The 15564-nt window shown below is 65.6% G+C and carries 16 protein-coding genes; 8 read left to right on the top strand and 8 right to left on the bottom strand.

Annotated elements, in window-relative coordinates:
• Nucleotides 1-493: 493 nt before the first annotated feature.
• The 3 genes from C995_RS0105855 to dapC are packed head-to-tail and all read right to left on the bottom strand — an operon-like array spanning nt 494 to nt 2887.
• Nucleotides 494-847 (bottom strand): ArsC family reductase, encoded by a 354-nt coding sequence (locus C995_RS0105855; RefSeq protein WP_018864032.1) that lies wholly within the window; start codon nt 845-847, stop codon nt 494-496.
• Nucleotides 840-1661, bottom strand: a complete 822-nt coding sequence (dapD, locus tag C995_RS0105850) for a 2,3,4,5-tetrahydropyridine-2,6-dicarboxylate N-succinyltransferase (protein ID WP_018864031.1) — start codon at nt 1659-1661, stop codon at nt 840-842. The genes C995_RS0105855 and dapD overlap by 8 nt, the downstream gene beginning before the upstream one ends.
• 20 nt (nt 1662-1681) lie before the next feature.
• Complete coding sequence (gene dapC, locus C995_RS0105845) at nt 1682-2887, bottom strand: succinyldiaminopimelate transaminase (RefSeq protein WP_018864030.1); 1206 nt, start codon at nt 2885-2887, stop codon at nt 1682-1684.
• 325 nt (nt 2888-3212) lie between these two features.
• Here dapC and C995_RS0105840 point away from each other — a divergent pair, with 325 nt between their 5' ends.
• The 7 genes from C995_RS0105840 (at nt 3213) to C995_RS0105810 (ending at nt 7661) form a co-directional block, all read left to right on the top strand.
• Nucleotides 3213-3704, top strand: coding sequence for a DsrE family protein (locus C995_RS0105840; RefSeq protein ID WP_231362413.1), 492 nt, complete (start codon nt 3213-3215; stop codon nt 3702-3704).
• Nucleotides 3705-3714: 10 nt separating this feature from the next.
• Nucleotides 3715-4329 (top strand): histidine phosphatase family protein, encoded by a 615-nt coding sequence (locus C995_RS0105835; protein WP_038080757.1) that lies wholly within the window; start codon nt 3715-3717, stop codon nt 4327-4329.
• 235 nt (nt 4330-4564) lie between these two features.
• On the top strand, nt 4565-4900 hold the full coding sequence (locus C995_RS0105830) for a helix-turn-helix transcriptional regulator (protein ID WP_018864027.1): 336 nt from the start codon (nt 4565-4567) through the stop codon (nt 4898-4900).
• A 101-nt stretch (nt 4901-5001) separates the two neighbouring features.
• Nucleotides 5002-6093: an ACR3 family arsenite efflux transporter gene (arsB, locus tag C995_RS0105825; protein ID WP_018864026.1), complete on the top strand. Its 1092-nt coding sequence runs from the start codon at nt 5002-5004 to the stop codon at nt 6091-6093.
• Nucleotides 6090-6377: a CC/Se motif family (seleno)protein gene (locus C995_RS0105820; protein WP_018864025.1), complete on the top strand. Its 288-nt coding sequence runs from the start codon at nt 6090-6092 to the stop codon at nt 6375-6377. The genes arsB and C995_RS0105820 overlap by 4 nt, the downstream gene beginning before the upstream one ends.
• A 20-nt stretch (nt 6378-6397) precedes the next feature.
• On the top strand, nt 6398-7222 hold the full coding sequence (locus C995_RS0105815) for a universal stress protein (protein WP_018864024.1): 825 nt from the start codon (nt 6398-6400) through the stop codon (nt 7220-7222).
• A 19-nt stretch (nt 7223-7241) separates the two neighbouring features.
• A complete protein-coding gene (locus C995_RS0105810; RefSeq protein WP_018864023.1) occupies nt 7242-7661 on the top strand; it encodes a bacteriohemerythrin in 420 nt (139 codons plus the stop codon).
• A gap of 58 nt (nt 7662-7719) precedes the next feature.
• On the opposite strand, the gene C995_RS0105805 is transcribed toward C995_RS0105810, so the two are convergent.
• The 5 genes from C995_RS0105805 to C995_RS0105785 form a co-directional block, all read right to left on the bottom strand.
• The gene (locus C995_RS0105805; protein ID WP_018864022.1) at nt 7720-8658 is read right to left on the bottom strand and encodes a molecular chaperone TorD family protein; all 939 of its coding nucleotides are present in this window, start codon (nt 8656-8658) and stop codon (nt 7720-7722) included.
• 91 nt (nt 8659-8749) lie between these two features.
• Nucleotides 8750-9961, bottom strand: coding sequence for an NrfD/PsrC family molybdoenzyme membrane anchor subunit (nrfD, locus tag C995_RS0105800; RefSeq protein WP_018864021.1), 1212 nt, complete (start codon nt 9959-9961; stop codon nt 8750-8752).
• Between the two features lie 12 nt (nt 9962-9973).
• Entirely contained in the window at nt 9974-10720 is a 747-nt protein-coding gene (locus C995_RS0105795; protein ID WP_369771645.1) for a 4Fe-4S dicluster domain-containing protein, read from the bottom strand.
• Between the two features lie 38 nt (nt 10721-10758).
• Complete coding sequence (locus tag C995_RS0105790) at nt 10759-13290, bottom strand: molybdopterin-dependent oxidoreductase (RefSeq protein ID WP_018864019.1); 2532 nt, start codon at nt 13288-13290, stop codon at nt 10759-10761.
• A complete protein-coding gene (locus tag C995_RS0105785) occupies nt 13287-14552 on the bottom strand; it encodes a 4Fe-4S dicluster domain-containing protein (protein WP_018864018.1) in 1266 nt (421 codons plus the stop codon). Before C995_RS0105785 ends, C995_RS0105790 begins: the two co-directional genes overlap by 4 nt.
• 516 nt (nt 14553-15068) lie before the next feature.
• Here C995_RS0105785 and C995_RS0105780 point away from each other — a divergent pair.
• Nucleotides 15069-15524 carry a peptidylprolyl isomerase gene (locus C995_RS0105780; protein WP_018864017.1) on the top strand — a complete coding sequence of 152 codons (456 nt, stop codon included), beginning with the start codon at nt 15069-15071 and terminating at the stop codon, nt 15522-15524.
• The last annotated feature ends 40 nt before the right edge of the window (nt 15525-15564 follow it).

Raw genomic sequence — 15564 nt, 5'->3', positions numbered from 1 at the left:
GGCAACCCCTGATGCGATTCGCTGCGCTCATCACATCCTACGATGGGGTCCGGCGCCCGCTTGCGGGCGCGGCACGCCAGGCCGAAGGCCGCGCGTGCCCGGATGTCGGAACACCTTCCCTCCAGCCATTCGCACAAACATCAGGACCGCCGTTGTCTTGACCTTCATCCCCCCGTATGAAGCCCCTTGCGGAAGGGTCCTCGGGACGGACGATTCAAAATAAAAACGGGGGCGCTGACTGTCTGAGCGAAGCCAAAGGCGCAGCGAGTTTCAGCGCCGCCGGCCCGAGGGCCCTGGAGCAAGGTCCCCGGGCGGAATCCGGGTGCGCCTCGACGGGTACTTTCTTGGGCAAGCAAGAAAGTACCTCGCGGCGCGCTGGCGAAACAGCGCAGGCAGGCGGCCGGACGAAGGCACGTAAACCCCCGATGCCGAACCAGGCCCAGCCAAAACGTACCAGGCGAGAGCTACGAACGCTGGAGCCCGCTAGAAACGGTCAGCCAGCCCCAAGCTCACGCGCGGTCGCCGCATTCCAGCTAACGTACACGTCGTCACCACGCTCGATCACCGGACGCTTGATCAGTGCCGGATGCTCCAGCATCAGGGCAATCGCACGCTCCTGGTCGATGGCCTCGCGTGTCTCTTCGGGCAGCTGGCGCCAGGTGGTACCACGGCGGTTGACCAGGGTCTCCCAGCCAACGGCCTCCACCCAGCGGCGCAACTGCGCCTCCTCGAGCCCGTCCTTGCGAAAGTCCACAAAGCGGACGTCCACGCCGGCCGCATCCAGCGCCCGGCGTGCCTTGCGCACGGTATCGCAGTTGGCGATCCCGTAGAGGGCCCGCTCAGACATCGCGCAGCAGGGCGTTCAGGCCGACCTTGGCCTTGGTCTTCTCGTCCACGCGCTTCACGATCACCGCGCAGTACAGCGAGTACTTGCCATCCTTCGACGGCAGGTTGCCCGGCACCACCACCGCGCCGGCCGGCACGCGGCCGTACAGGATCTCGTCGTTCTCGCGGTCGTAGATGCGGGTGGACTGGCCGAGGTACACGCCCATGGAGATCACCGCGCCTTCCTCGACGATCACGCCCTCGACCACCTCGGAGCGAGCGCCGATGAAGCAGTTGTCCTCGATGATGGTCGGCGCGGCTTGCAGCGGCTCCAGCACGCCGCCGATGCCGACGCCGCCGGACAGATGCACGTTCTTGCCGATCTGGGCACAGGAGCCGACGGTGGCCCAGGTGTCCACCATGGTGCCCTCGTCGACGTAGGCACCGATGTTCACGTAGGAGGGCATCAGCACCACGTTCGGGGCGATGTAGCTGCCGCGGCGGGCGGTTGCCGGCGGTACTACGCGCACGCCGCCCTCGCGGAAGTCGCGGCTGGAAGTGTCGGCGTACTTGGACGGGACCTTGTCGTAGTAGTTGGTGAAGCCGCCCTTGATGAACTCGTTCTCGGCGATGCGGAACGACAGCAGCACGGCCTTCTTCAGCCATTCGTTGACGACCCAGTCACCACCCTTTTTCTCGGCGACGCGTGCCTGGCCGCTGTCCAGCATCTCCATGGCCTCGTTGACGGCGTCACGTACGTTGGTCTCCACGTTGCGCGGGTTGATCTCGGCTCGACTTTCGAAGGCGGTCTCGATGATGTTCTTGATGTCCGACATGAAACAGTCCTTTTAAGTGTTTAAAAAATTGTTTCTTGGTATAGAGCAGCGATGCGGTGGGCCGCTTCGATGCAGGCCGCTGGTTCGGCCACCAGCGCCATGCGCACGTGTCCGGCCCCGGGATTGTGCCCGGTCTCGGGATCGCTGCGGGAGAGGTAGCGTCCGGCCAGCACCGTGACGCCGGCTTCGGCATACAGGCGGCGGGCGAAGGCCTCGTCGTCGCCATCCGGTACGCGCGGCCAGAGGTAGAAGCCCGCGGCGGGCGGTTCCACGTCCAGGACCTCCTGCAGGATCGGCACGACGGCGGCGAATTTTTCGGCGTACAGCGCGCGATTATCGGCGACATGGGCCTCGTCCGCCCAGGCCGCGCGACTAACTGCCTGCGTGGGCGGTGGCAGGGTGCAGCCTTGATAGGTGCGGTACAGCGCGAAGCGGTCGAGCAGCGCGGCATCGCCGGCGACGAACCCCGAGCGCAGGCCCGGCAGGTTGGAGCGCTTGGACAGGCTGTGGAACACAACGCAGCGCTCGAAGCCGGTACGGCCCATGCGGGCCGCCGCGCCGAGCAGCCCGGCCGGGGGTTCGGCATCCGGGTGGTAGATCTCGGAGTAGCACTCGTCCGCCGCAATCACGAAGTCGTGCCGGTCGGCGAGGCCGATCAGCTCCTGCATCGCCGACTCGGACATGCAGGCCCCGGCCGGGTTGCCGGGGTTGCAGATGTAGACCAGCTGCACCGCATCCCAGGTCGCGGCATCGACCGCGGAGAAATCGGGTAGATAGCCGTTCTCCGGCGCCAGGTCGTAGAAGGCCGGCTCCGCCCCGGCCAGCAGGGCCGCACCTTCGTAGATCTGATAGAAGGGGTTCGGCATCAGCACCCGTGCCCCGGGCTTCTCTGCGACGACGGCCTGCGCGATCGCGAACAGGGCCTCGCGCGTGCCGCTGACCGGCAGGACCTGCCGGTTGGCATCCACCGCACCCAACTGGAAGCGCCGCTGCAGCCACGCGGCGATGGTCTCGCGCAGCGCGGGTTCGCCGCGGGTGGTGGGGTAGTGGTTGTAGCCCTGGAGGGCGTCGCGCAGTACCGGTTCGACAAACCCCGGCAGCGCATGACGCGGCTCGCCGATCGACAGGGCGATCGGCTCCCGGTCAGCGGGTTGTTGCAGATCCGCGAACAGCCGGCGCAGGCGTTCAAACGGATAGGGCTGTAGCCGGTCCAGGCGCGGGTTCATGGCGGCTCGGGCGTCGTGTTCGAGGGAAACGAAAGACCGCGCAGTATACCGGAGGCCTCGAGGGACGGGTATGTGCGTCGCGCGCTTTCGGGGAAAGATCCGGGATGAATGTAACAAACGGATTTTATGGTGAAAAAGAATCCAGGTCCTGGCGGCGGGCAGGTGCATGGACTACGCTTTCGTATTAATCCCTCTCCTAAGTAAGGGATAAGATCGGGGTGAATCTGGCGGGTTTTTTACGCAGAGCCCGAGAGCACCTGCCCACCGCAAAGGAGCACAGGTCATGTTACCGAACAAGCGCCAACAGTCGGGAAACGGGAGCAGAGTGGCAAGTCTGGGGGCCTGGATACTGATTCTGGCGCTCGCGTTGTTGCCCTTGCAGGTTGCCAAGGCTGACGCCGATCGCAAGATCGCCTGGCATGTCGGCTTCGACGATCCGGCCCAGTTCAGCGCGATGCTGGGTAGTGTTAGTAGTCTGGTCGAAGCGTATGAAGGAGAACTGCTCGACTACGACATTCGGCTGGTCTTCCGGGCGCAAGGTATCCAGTTTGTCACTGACGATAACCTGGAGGGTACACCCTTCGAGGTTGATCCCGAGGGCGAGTTTGCCGAACAGCGCGACGAACTCCGGACACGCTTGCTGCAGTTCGCCAATATGCATGACGTGAAGCTGGAGTTGTGCGAGAGCACACGAGCGGCCGTGGGGCTGCCGATCGATGACTTCTATGACCCGGTCGAACCGGTCCCTTCGGGCATTGTTCGTCTCGGGGATCTCCACCATGAGGGTTACGCCCTGATGCACGCTTATCGCAACTGAAGGAGTGATGATGAAAAGTCGTTCTCAACTGCAATCCCTTGTTCATGGTCTCGCGGCCACCGCACTGCTCGCCGGAGGTGGGGTGCTTGCGCCGGTCGCAGCCGCGGATGAAGCGGCCTGGGATGCCCTGGCGGAAGGGGGCGTGGTGGTCATGCTGCGCCACACGGAGTCCGAGGAGGCCGATCAGGAGCGGTCCATGTACCTTTCCGACGCGCGCGACTGCAGTGATGACGAGGTCCATCTGACGGAGAAGGGCAAAGAACAGGCCAGCGCACTGGGCGAGGCATTGCGTGAGCGGAAGGTTGCGGTGGACGAGGTGCTGAGCAGCGAGTTCTGCCGGGCCTGGCAGACGGCCAAGGGGGTGTTCGGCGAGTATGAACACTGGGAGGCGCTGAACCTGCTGCCCGCATTGCCGGCGGCCGACGCCGATTTTCTGATGGAAGACGTGCGGGATCGCATCGCGGATTTCGGGGGCGAGGGCAACCTGTTCCTCGTCTCTCATCGTCCCAACGTCAATACGATCACCCAGCAGAATGTGGATGCCGGAAGCATGGTGGTGATGCGCCCCGAGGGCATGGGCAGCTTTGATGTGATTGGCGTGATCGACATGGAAAGTCTCGACTGATCTCGCGCTTGCAAGGCTGCCAAACCGACGGGGCCCTGTGTGGCCCCGCTCTGGTCTCCCTCAGGTCACGTTCTGCCGGTTTGCCGGCCTGGATGTAGCGAAAGCGCGTGTCGGCGATAGGACAGGACGCCGGGTAGAGTCGCAAGGCGTCCATCTGGCCGCCGCATGCATGGTCACTAAACATGAGTAGCGGGTGTCTTTGAAGTTATTTCAAAAGGTGTTGTATTATTGAAATATGGACAAGGGCACGGCCAACAATATGTTCGAAGCGCTGGCCTCCGGCGTCCGTCTGGATATTGTGCGTCTCCTGGTTCGCCATGGTCGCGACGGTCTGGTGGCGGGCGAGATCGCGCACGCGCTGGCGCTGCCGCGGACCAACCTGTCCTTTCATCTGAAGACGCTGACCCATTCGGGCCTGCTGACGGTTGAGCAAGAGGGCCGCTACCAGCGCTATCGAGCCGATCTGAGGGCTATGCAGGGGCTGATTCACTACCTGACCGCACAGTGCTGCGTCGAGGAAGTGGGCGACTGCGAGTTGTCCCGTGCCAGTGAGATCGCCAGCAACGAATGATGGCGGATGTAGGCCCGGGCGGGATCCGGGTTGCATCCGGGCTGCATCGCCTCAAGGCATGCACGCTAGGTTCCGTGCGGGGCGGATTGACGGAGTAAGTAATGACGGATCAAGGCGCCGTCGCCGAGGAGATATCGGCGAAGGAAGGCATGGGCGTTTTCGAGCGCTACCTGAGCGTGTGGGTGGCGCTATGCATCGTGGCGGGTGTCGCGCTGGGGCAGTTACTGCCCGTGGTGCCGGAGACGCTGTCGCAGTGGGAGTACGCGCAGGTCTCGATCCCGGTGGCCATCCTGATCTGGGCGATGATCTACCCGATGATGGTGCAGATCGATTTCTCCGCCATCCTCGGCGTGCGCCGCGAGCCGAAGGGCCTGGCTATCACCACCTCGGTGAACTGGCTGATCAAGCCGTTCACCATGTTCGCGATCGCCTGGTTCTTCTTCATGGTGGTGTATGCCGCGTGGATCCCCGAGGATTTGGGGCGCGAATACCTGGCCGGGGCGATCCTGCTGGGGGCCGCGCCGTGTACCGCGATGGTGTTCGTCTGGAGCTACCTGACTCGCGGCGATGCCCCGTACACCCTGGTGCAGGTGGCGGTGAACGACATCATCATGCTGTTCGCCTTTGCCCCCATCGTGGTGCTGCTGCTGGGCGTGTCCAACATCCACGTGCCCTGGGATACGGTGGCGCTGTCGGTGCTGCTGTACATCGTGATCCCGTTCACCGCCGGCTACCTGACGCGCATCTGGCTGATCCGCAGCAGGGGGATCGAGTGGTTCGACAACGTGTTCATGAAGCGCCTGGGTCCAGTGACGCCGATTGGCCTGTTGCTGACCCTGATCCTGCTGTTCGCGTTTCAGGGCGAGCGCATCCTGGAGAATCCGGGGCATATCGCGCTGATCGCGATCCCGCTGATTATCCAGACCTTCCTGGTGTTCTACATTGCCTATTACTGGGCCAAGGCCTGGCGCGTGCGGCATTCGGTGGCGGCCCCCGGCGCGATGATCGGTGCGAGCAACTTCTTCGAGTTGGCGGTGGCGGCCGCGATCGCGATGTTCGGGCTGCAGTCGGGCGCGGCGCTGGTGACCGTGGTCGGGGTGCTGGTGGAGGTGCCGCTGATGCTGGCGCTGGTGCGCATCGCGAACCGCACGCGTCACTGGTTCCCGACCGACCGCGAGGTGAAACCGGCATGACCGCGATCATCCTGACCGAGGCCGCGCGCGAGTGGCTGGCCGGGCAGGGCGGAGAGGTGGTGCTGCGGCTGTCCAAGCGCCATGGCTGCTGCGGCGGCCAGGCGGCGGTGCCGGTGGCCGAGCCGGGCGCTCCGCGTAACGCCGATGGCCACAGCGAGCGCGAGATCGACGGGATCCGGGTTCACCTGGCCGATGGTCTGGGCCGGGGTCCCTACCGGATCGATGTCGAGGGCCTGTTTCGCTGGCGGCGCCTGGTGGTCGAAGGCGAAATGGGACAAGGATAGGGAAATGCCGGGAGACCGCGATGTTTGAACACATTCTGGTGGCGGTGGACTTCTCCCCGGCCTGGGGGCAGATGGAGACTCAGCTCGATCGCCTGCGGGCCCTGGGTTGCCGGCGTCTGACCCTGGCCCATGTCCTGGCCGAAGGGTACACCCGGGCCCCCGAGGTGGGGCATGTGCCGCACTACGAAGAGCGTCTGAACGCGATCGCGGCGACGGTGCGGGAGCAAGGCTTCGAGGTGGAGAAGGCAATCGGTGTCGGAAATGTGGCGACCGAGCTGGAACGCATCGCCGCCACTCACGGCGCTGGTGTAATCCTGGCCGGAAGCCATGGTCACAGCACACTGCGCGACCTGTTTCTCGGCAGTACGGTGCTGGAGTTGGCGCGGCGCGCGCGGCGGCCCCTGCTGCTGGTGCCTTTCGGGGATGGCGTGACGCTGGAGCCCACGCCGGTATGCCGGCCTCTGCTTGCCACCGATGGCTCGGCGGCCGCTGCGGGAGCGGAGGCCGCGTTTCTCGAAGTGCTCCCCCGGTGCCGACGCGGTATCGTCGTCTCGGTCGGGCGCTGGGACGATGCCCCGGAACGCGAGCCCGAGCGCGAGGCCCTGGAGGGCCACGTGAAGCAGCTGGCGCAACGGGCCGGCGAGCGCGGTTTCGATACCGTACTCCTGGGCCAGGGCAAGCCTTCTGCCGAGATTGGAAGGGTCGCGGAGGAGAAGGGTGCGGACCTGCTGATCATCGGCAAACGGGGCCGCAATCCGATCACCGACCTGCTGCTGGGCAGTACCGCCGAGGCCGTGTGCCGCCAGGCCCGTCGCCTGACGCTGCTGGTACCCGCCCACGACTGAACACAGCGAGGACAAGACCATGACGGATGCACAACGTCGGCTGAAGGTGCCCGAACTGGAACAGGGCTTCATGAACGAGGATCACCAGGAGGCGGCGCGTCTGCTGGAAGAGGTGGGAGAGGCCCGGGCGGCGGGTGACGAGATCCGTCTGCGCGAGACGTTTGCGGGGTTTGTCGAATGCAATCGTGAACACTTCGCTGGCGAGGATGCGTTGATGGAACGGGTCGGGTTCCCGCAGACCGACTACCACCGCCAGGAGCATGCCGCCCATCTCGCACGCTGGGAGGCCCTGCTGGCCGGGCTGGAAGACGGTTCGGTCCAGTCGGGTGAGCTGGCGGCCGCGCTCGATGACGAGATCATCCCCTGGTATCAGCGCCACCTCACCACCATGGACGCCTTGCTGGCGCAGTTCGCGCAGCGCGTGGATGCCGGCGATTAGGCCGGCGTTCGATGGGGGGCGCTCGAGCGGACTCGGTTGGAGTGCCCCCTGAGACCGTTCAGGCGACGCGGCCCTTGCGGGCCGATTCCGGGAGATTGACGCGGGTGGGCGTCAGGCCCATCTCCCCGGTGCGGCAGTCGGGGCAGACGTACAGGTGGTCGGCCTCAAGTCCGCGTGTTTCCAGTTGACGTGCCATGAAGGCCAGGTCGGCTCCGGGCGCGAACGCCTCGCCACATACCCGGCAGGCGGTCGGTTCGGCCTGCTCGTCGGCCTCTGACAAGCGCGATGCCAGCGCCTCGTCCAGCGTGGGGCGGACCGCCGGCGGGGCCTCCGTCGAGCCGGGCAGCAGGGCGGACAACCGGGCGTGGTCGTGTTGCAGGGCCGCCTCTGTCACCGCTGCAAGTTCCCGGTATGCCGCGGCCGCTGCGGTGTGCCTCACGGCCTCTTCGAGCTGTGCCTGCCAGCGCGGGAGCCAGGGCAGCATGAACGCCTCGACGAAATGCCGCGCGTCGCCGAGTATCCGCTGTCGCTCGGCTGCGTCCGTTGCTTCGGCCGCGCGGCCATGCAGCCAGCCGACAAACTGCAGCTGCAGGGCCAGATGGTCCGGGAGATCGCGGAATTCGGGATCCCGTGCCAGCCCGTGACGATGGTAGATGCGTTCCATCTCGAGGGTGCTGCGGCCGGCCAGCGCACCATCTAGGTGGATGCCGGCATTGATTGGCGCCGGGAACGGTGGCGACAGGAACAGGCGGCTGTAGACTCGCAGCAGGCCACCCTCCAGCGCGGCCGTATCGCGGATCGCCCGCTGCAAACGATCCACGTGCGCGGTGTCGGTAAAGGACAGCGTGCGGTCCAGGGCCCGCAGGTCGTCCACGAGTTCGTCCTGCAGGGCCGTATGCAGTGCCGCATCGCGCGGGGGCAGGAACGCCTGGCCCAGGCACAGCAGCAGTTCACCCAGAGCCACTAGTTCGTCGGTATCAGTGGTGAAATCGGTCATGGTGATGTCCGTTGCGAGAGGGTGGGAAAGGCCGGGGACGCGGAGCCCCCGGCCCGTGCGTTGAGTGGCGCAAGCCCGCGCCGATCGCGGGTCAGCCCGCGGCCGCCGCGGCAGCCTCGCGCTCGAGCCGTTCTTCCACCTCGTTCTGATCCGGCATGTCGGAGAGGTTGAACAGCCGTTCGCCCAAAGCGTAGAGGGCGAACACGATGGCCGCCCCCATGACCACCAGGACCCATTCCGTGAAGGAGGGTGCATAGGCGACCAGATCACGCTCCCAGGTGCCCTTGAACAGCGGTACGACCTGGCCCCCGACCACGAAATAGAGCCGTTCGATGAACATGCCGACCAGTACCAGGATCGCGGCCAGCATCTGGAGCCCCGCCGAGCGCCGCAGGCCGCGACCGAGCATCAGCAAAAAAGGCAGCAGCAGGCCGCCCCACAGCGCCAGGTGGAACCAGCCGGATGCCAGCAGGTAGTCGCTCCAGACCACGTTGACCCCCGGATCGTTGGCGTACAGCCCGGTGGTCAGGCGCGCGAGCATCAGCACCAGCGTGATGCCGAGCATGGCCAGGAACAGTCGCGGCAACGGGCCTTCCAGGTCCAGGCGCAGGGCCTTCGGCATGTTGGCGGTATTCATGCCGTAGCTGAGGTAGGTGAAGAACACCAGCGCGGCGATGCCGGAGAGTCCGGCGGTCGCGTAGAACCACACCGGGAGGGTCGGGTCGTACCAGAACGGACGCATGCTCATCATGCCGAAGATCAGCGCCAGGGTGCCGGCGGCCAGCAGCACGGCGACGAACGAGGCGATCCCGATCTGCCGGCTGAGGGAACTGCTCCAGTCTCCGCGTTCCATGCGCTGGAATTTCCAGGCCATAAAGATCAGGTCAAGCAGGTAGAACACGCCCATCCAGAACATCGCGGACTGAATCTGCATGTTCAGCGGGATGGCCCACAGCATGCGGAAGGTGTGACCCAGCTCCAGCGCCAGTACCGCCAGACCGGCGACCAGGGTGATGATCGCCAGCCAGATGGCGCGCTTGATCAGCGGGTAGTACTGCTTGAACCCGAAGACCATGGCGAGTGCCGCGACCAGGGTCAGTCCCGAGGACATCAGGGCAAAATACACATAGGTGGAGATCGGCAGCCCCCAGGCCACGTTGGCATCCATGTTGAACGCGGCATGTCCCTGGGTCATCAGGGCAAAGCCGGCGATCGCGAACGTAACGATGGCAATGGCGGCGGCCACGAGCATCAGCGGCATGAACAGCCCCGTGCTCCTGCGGTCGATCGTTTCTGCAGTCATGTCGGGTCTCCCTTACGACTTGGGCTTGAAGGCGGGGATGGAGGCGCCGGCACCGAGGTAGTAGACCTGCGGTCGATTGCCGGTGTGATCCTTGAGCCGCACGCCCTTCTTGTTCGCGATCAGCTTGTTCACGTTGCTCTCCGGGTTGTCGAGATCACCGAAGAAGCGTGCCTTGGGCGGGCAGGTCCGCACGCAGGCCGGAACGTACTCGACCAGGTCCGGATCGTCCTCGTCGAGGTCGGGCACCCCTTCCGGCGCCTTGCTGACACGGTGGTAGCAGAAGGTGCACTTGGACACGACACCCTTGGGCTGCACGCCGATCCCGCGCTTGCTGTCGTGATCCGGGCCTTTCGAGGGCGGATCCCACAGGCGGCCACTGGTCCCGGCGAAGACTTTCTTCAGGTCCGGTTCCACCAGGGGTTTTTCGTCCGCGAAGAAGCGCACGCCATAGGGGCAGGCGATCATGCAGTACTTGCAGCCGATGCACTTGTCCCAGTCGATGAATACGATGCCGCCGGCATCCGGGTCTTTGTAGGTCGCCCGGGTCGGGCAGACATGTACGCAGGACGGGTCCTCGCACTGCATGCAGGGTCGCGGCAGCCATTTCATCTGGCCCGAGGGGTATTCGCCCTCGGTGTAGAACAGGACGTCCTGCCAGTTCTCGCCGGGCAGGGTGTCGTTTTCCATCCCGCAGGCGGTGGTGCAGGCCTGGCAGCCGGTGCACTTGTCGAGGTCTATGACCATTCCCCATTTCGCCATTTCCAGTCTCCTGATGTTCGTTCGCAGGGGTACGCCGCTCAGACGCGCTCGACGTCGACCCGGCCGGTGTAATAGGCGGCGAGCCCGGAGATCGGGTCGGATACGTTCGCGGTGATCTCGTTCGGGTTTCCGGGGGCGACGGATCGCTCCTCCGCCTCTGCCCAGCGTCCCTGGGCCCAGTGGCCATGCTCGTAGGGCAGCACGATGGTGTCCGGACGGTGCTGCGGCATGTAGCGCACGAATCCTTCGATGCTGCCGAGGTCGGAGGTAATGCGTACCCGGTCACCGGCGCGGATGCCGCGTTCGCGGGCCGTCTTCGGATGCATCTCAATATAGGTGCGGTCATTGCCACCGACACTCGGCTGCTGCAGGGCGATGGCGTGCGGGATGTTCGCGCTGCGCCCCTCGGCGGTCATCGGCGTCTTGGGAGTGACGAAGAACAGGTCGCGGTCGCCGCCGGTGTGGCGTGGCTCCAGCCACTGTGGGAATCCGACGCGATCGCGCTGGACATCCAGCTTCTCGACGATGTAGTCCGCCTTGTCTTCCAGGTGCGCGGACTTGAACTCGAACTTGCCCGAGGCGGTGGGCATCAGTTTTTCCTTCACGTCCTCCTCGGACATCTCGACGGTGTAGCCGTCGCCATCCCACTCGTAGAAGACACCGCGGTGCTGCTTCCAGTGATACGGCTTGCGGTACCAGACACCCTTCTCCTTCCAGGCCTCCCAGCCGTCGACCCCGTTGTCACCCGGGTCGTCCTCGAAGCCGCGGGCCAGGTGCTGCAGCAGGTTCTCGACGCTGTCGACCTCCCGGTAGTAGTCGCCGGTCGGTCCGCTGATGCGCTTGCCGATCTCGATCAGCATGTTGCCGAACTCGGTGGTGTCGTAGATCGGCTCGATCGCCGGCACCCGCAGGGCGGTCATCGGCCAGCCCTCGAACGGATAGGTCGGCGAGTCCTGCAGCCGTTCGAGGTAGGTTGATTCCGGCAGTACGAGGTCCGCGAACTTCGCGGTCTCGCCGGGATACGGCGAGGTGTCCACCACGAAGATCTCCTGCATCATCTTTTCCCATTCCGGGGCGTCGGGCGCCGTCCAGATCGGGTTCGTGGTGTAGAAGATGGCCATTTCCAGCTTGTAGGGGTCGCCAGCGTTATGGTTCTTCGCCACCTCCTGCATCATGTGGGAGGCAAACGGCCAGCGTTCGGTGCCCGCCATGTCGATGCGCGGATGTTTCCCGTCCATCTCGCGGGCAATGTCATCCATGTAGTCGTCCGCATCGGCGGGACCGGACCCGTAGGAGGGACCCATCTGGTAGAACAGGCCGCCTTCGGCGAACAGGCATCCGGACAGCGCGTTGAGGGCATGGATGGCCATGCCGTTGTAGACGCCGTTGGTATGGGCGGTCGGGCCGCGTTCGAACACCGCCATCGCCGGACGGGTCGTACCGAACTCCCGGGCGGTCGCGACGATGTCCGAGGCGGGTATGGTGGTGATGCCCTCCGCCCATTCCGGGGTGCGGTCCTTGAGCTCGGTGTTCCACCAGTCCGCCAGTCCGCGGGTCCATTTCTCGTCGAACAGGGCCGGGCTGATCCGCTGGCCGGAACGGAAGCGATTGCGCCCGTCGCGGAAATCGCCCACGAAGTCCTTTTCCCAGAGTCCCTCGGTAAGCATCACGTGGGCGATCGCCAGCGCCAGGGCGCCATCCGTGCCGGGCTTGACCATCAGGGCCCGGTCCGAGGCGGCCATCGTCGGGTTCATGCGCACATCGACCGTCGTCACCCGTGTCTTGGGGCTCTTGGAGCGCATGTGACCCCAGTCCTGCATGATCTTGTTGTAGGGGCGGAAGGCCTCCAGGAAGCCGGCGCCGAAGATCAGCATGTAGTTGGTGTTGCGGTAGTCGTAGGCGTTATAGGAGTTGTTGCCGTCGGTGGCGGCCTTGGCCCGCTTGGAGCCCTCGGCGCACATGGAGGCGTGGCCGATGGCGGCATTGGGCGTGCCGATCAGCTTGCCCCAGTCGCCGTAGAGACCGGCATCCGACGGGCCCCAGCCGCGCCCGTACAGATGGCAGATCTTGTGGGATTCGCCGCGTTCGCGCAGGTCGTTGATGCGGGAAGCGATCTCGTCGTAGGCCTCTTCCCAGGAGATGGGCTCCCAGCCCGGGTCCTCGTTGCGACCCTTGTTCGGATTGGTCCGCCGCATCGGACCCTTGAACCGATCCGGGTCGTACAGGAAATACGTGCCCAGATGCCCCTTCGGACACAGCTTCCCGTTGGCGATCGGGTTGCCGGGGTCCCCGTAGATGCCGGTCACCCGGGCCGAACCGGTCGCGGGATCTTCGTAGGTATAGACATTGATCCCGCAACGGGCCGGACACTGATGGCAGATGTTCTTGGTGACACGCGTGTCGGTCCAGCTCCCTCCTGTGGCGGCACTTGCGGCTGGCGGGGCGCCGGTAGCGGCCGAAAAACCCGCCAGCTTGGTCATTCCGGCGGTGCCCAGCGCGGCTGCGCTGGTGGCTCCGGACGCCTTGAGGAAGCGCCTCCGGGTGAACATGGTTTCGAGGATGCTCTTCATGGATTTCCTCCACTCCCTTTGGTCTTCGATTGCGCGCCGGCCTGCTGGCGGCTCGCCTGTGTAACCCGCGCGGCCGTGCCGTCCGCGCGGGGTTGCGGGGGCTGGCCGAAGAGCAGCTCGTAGCCACCCCCCGCCAGGAGTCCGTATTTCTTGTCGCAGACAGGGCACAGGGAACCGGGGCCACCGCCTGCGAATGGCCGCAGACACTCCCTGCAGCGGCTGAAGGCGTGCCGGGTGATCCGACCCGCCTCGCCGCCGGAGGGCGCGACCGACAGAGCGCGTTCCGGGCAGACGCCCTGACACAACCCGCAGTCGATGCATGCGGCAGGGTCGAAATCGAGGCCGCTGCTTCCGTCGCGGTCCACGGCCGACAGCGCCCCGGTCGGACACAGGGAGGCGCACACGCGATGGTTGCAGCACGTCTCGTGATCCACTTCGACGCGCGGGCTCAAGGCCTCGGGCAAGCGTTCGGAGAATGCGAGGCTTGCGCGCACCATGCGCCGGCGCGGCGGCGCGGGTATCCGCCCGGCCAGGGGTTCAGGTGCCGATGCGCCCTCGGCACTCTCCGCGAGGCTCCACTGTTCGTGGGCGGATGCGACCTGCCCGGCCAGATGCCGGAACAGACCCCGTCGGCTGACCGATGCCTCGGTCATGCGCGGGGGGATGGTCGCGGAGGCAGACTCGCGGTGGTCCATGGGCGATGAGTGGATACAGGGGAGTCGGTCTGGCGCGGCCCCGGAGGCCCGCAGGGCATCGGCCGCCGACTCCACCGCCGAGGTGGCCGGATGAGCGCCGCCCCCCGCGGGACATTCCTGGCACCAACCCCGATCCAGCAGCCAGACGGGGCCGCGCTGCAGGGTGCAGAGCTGGGCCAGCGTGCCCGCATCCAGACCGCCCAGGCAGGGGACGCGCAGCGTGCCCTCCGGGGATGCGGGCTGCGGTACCCGCCAGCAATCAATCTGCAACGGACGCGACGTATCCGTGTCGGCGGGTTCGAGCGCCTCGGTCTGCGGGAAACCGGCGACCCGCAGGGCACCGGTCGGGCAGGCCGCGGCGCATTGTCCGCAACGCAGACAGTCGTCCGATAGCTCCAGGCGGCCCCGGGAGGCGCTCAGCGCGTCCACCGGGCAGGCGTCCGCGCACTGGTGGCACTTCGACAGCGGCGATCGTGCGGGCAGACAGTCCCGGGCGAGAAACGCCACATCCGGAACGTCCTGGTGCAGGCGCTGGTAGTTACGTTGATCGGCGTCGACACGGTTCATCGAGAGGCGGTTTCCGTTGTGGCCAGCCCGGAACGTTGCCGGGCGGTTGGCGATTGCGCATTGAAAAGATCAAACGCGCCCTTGCCAGAAGCCTTAGAGCAACGGATGTGCCATATCGAGGAACGCGCGCCGCGACGCCGTTGTGGCCACTGCATGATGGCGGGAGTGTTACCGGCGGGTAACGCTCGCGAGGGCGATGCAGGGGTATCGTGTTACGGATCGGTAACATGTGCGCCGATCACAGCGCGGCTTCTGCGCCTTGGAATCCACGGTCTACAGGGATCAGGGAGGCTGGTGTGCAATTTGCAGGCGGTCTGGCATGAACCGACCGCGAATGGATCCCTGAATGGTTCCTGCTACGACCACGTGCTTCTGCCAGGGATGGTCGGCCGATTTCCGTCGGTCTCCTGACGGTGGTTTTGCCAGGCAGTTCCTGTTGCGGGACGCCTGGCCTTCTTGTTTGCAGATGGCGGTGGCACGCGGCCATCGCCCACACATGACCTGGAGGTGCCGGCCATGCCCCCCGAAACATTGATCCGTCCGGGTGACCGGGTCCGCCTGAGCTATCGCATCAGGACCGATGCAGGGCTTCCGCTCAAGACAGCGGGCCTTGATGACCGACCCCACGAGTGCGAACTGGTACTGGGCAGTGATTCGTCACCGCTCCCGGGCCTGGATGCGGCGATCATCGGTACCAGGCCGAATCAGGACCTGGAAGTCGTGATTCCGGCCGCCCAGGCCTTCGGAGAGCGACGCCCGGAGCTCGTCTTCGAAGCCGTACGCGAAAACCTGCCCGATGACGTTGAATTGGCCGTCGGAATGCCGCTGTACACCACGAGCGAACGCAGCGAGGGTCGCGCCTGGCAGTTGCGCGTGCAGGCCCTGACCGAAAAGGGCGCGTTGCTGGACGGCAACCATCCGCTGGCGGGCTGCGAACTGCCGGTACGGGTCTATGTGAGCGAACTGTCCTGAGGGTCGTGTATCGTCTCTGCTGGATCGCTGGGCCCGGGCA

The sequence above is a fragment of the Thioalkalivibrio sp. ARh3 genome, assembly GCF_000377265.1.
Lineage (GTDB): Bacteria > Pseudomonadota > Gammaproteobacteria > Ectothiorhodospirales > Ectothiorhodospiraceae > Thioalkalivibrio > Thioalkalivibrio thiocyanoxidans.
Note: the sequence above shows the minus strand (reverse complement) of the source record. Positions and strands in the feature narration are given on the sequence as shown.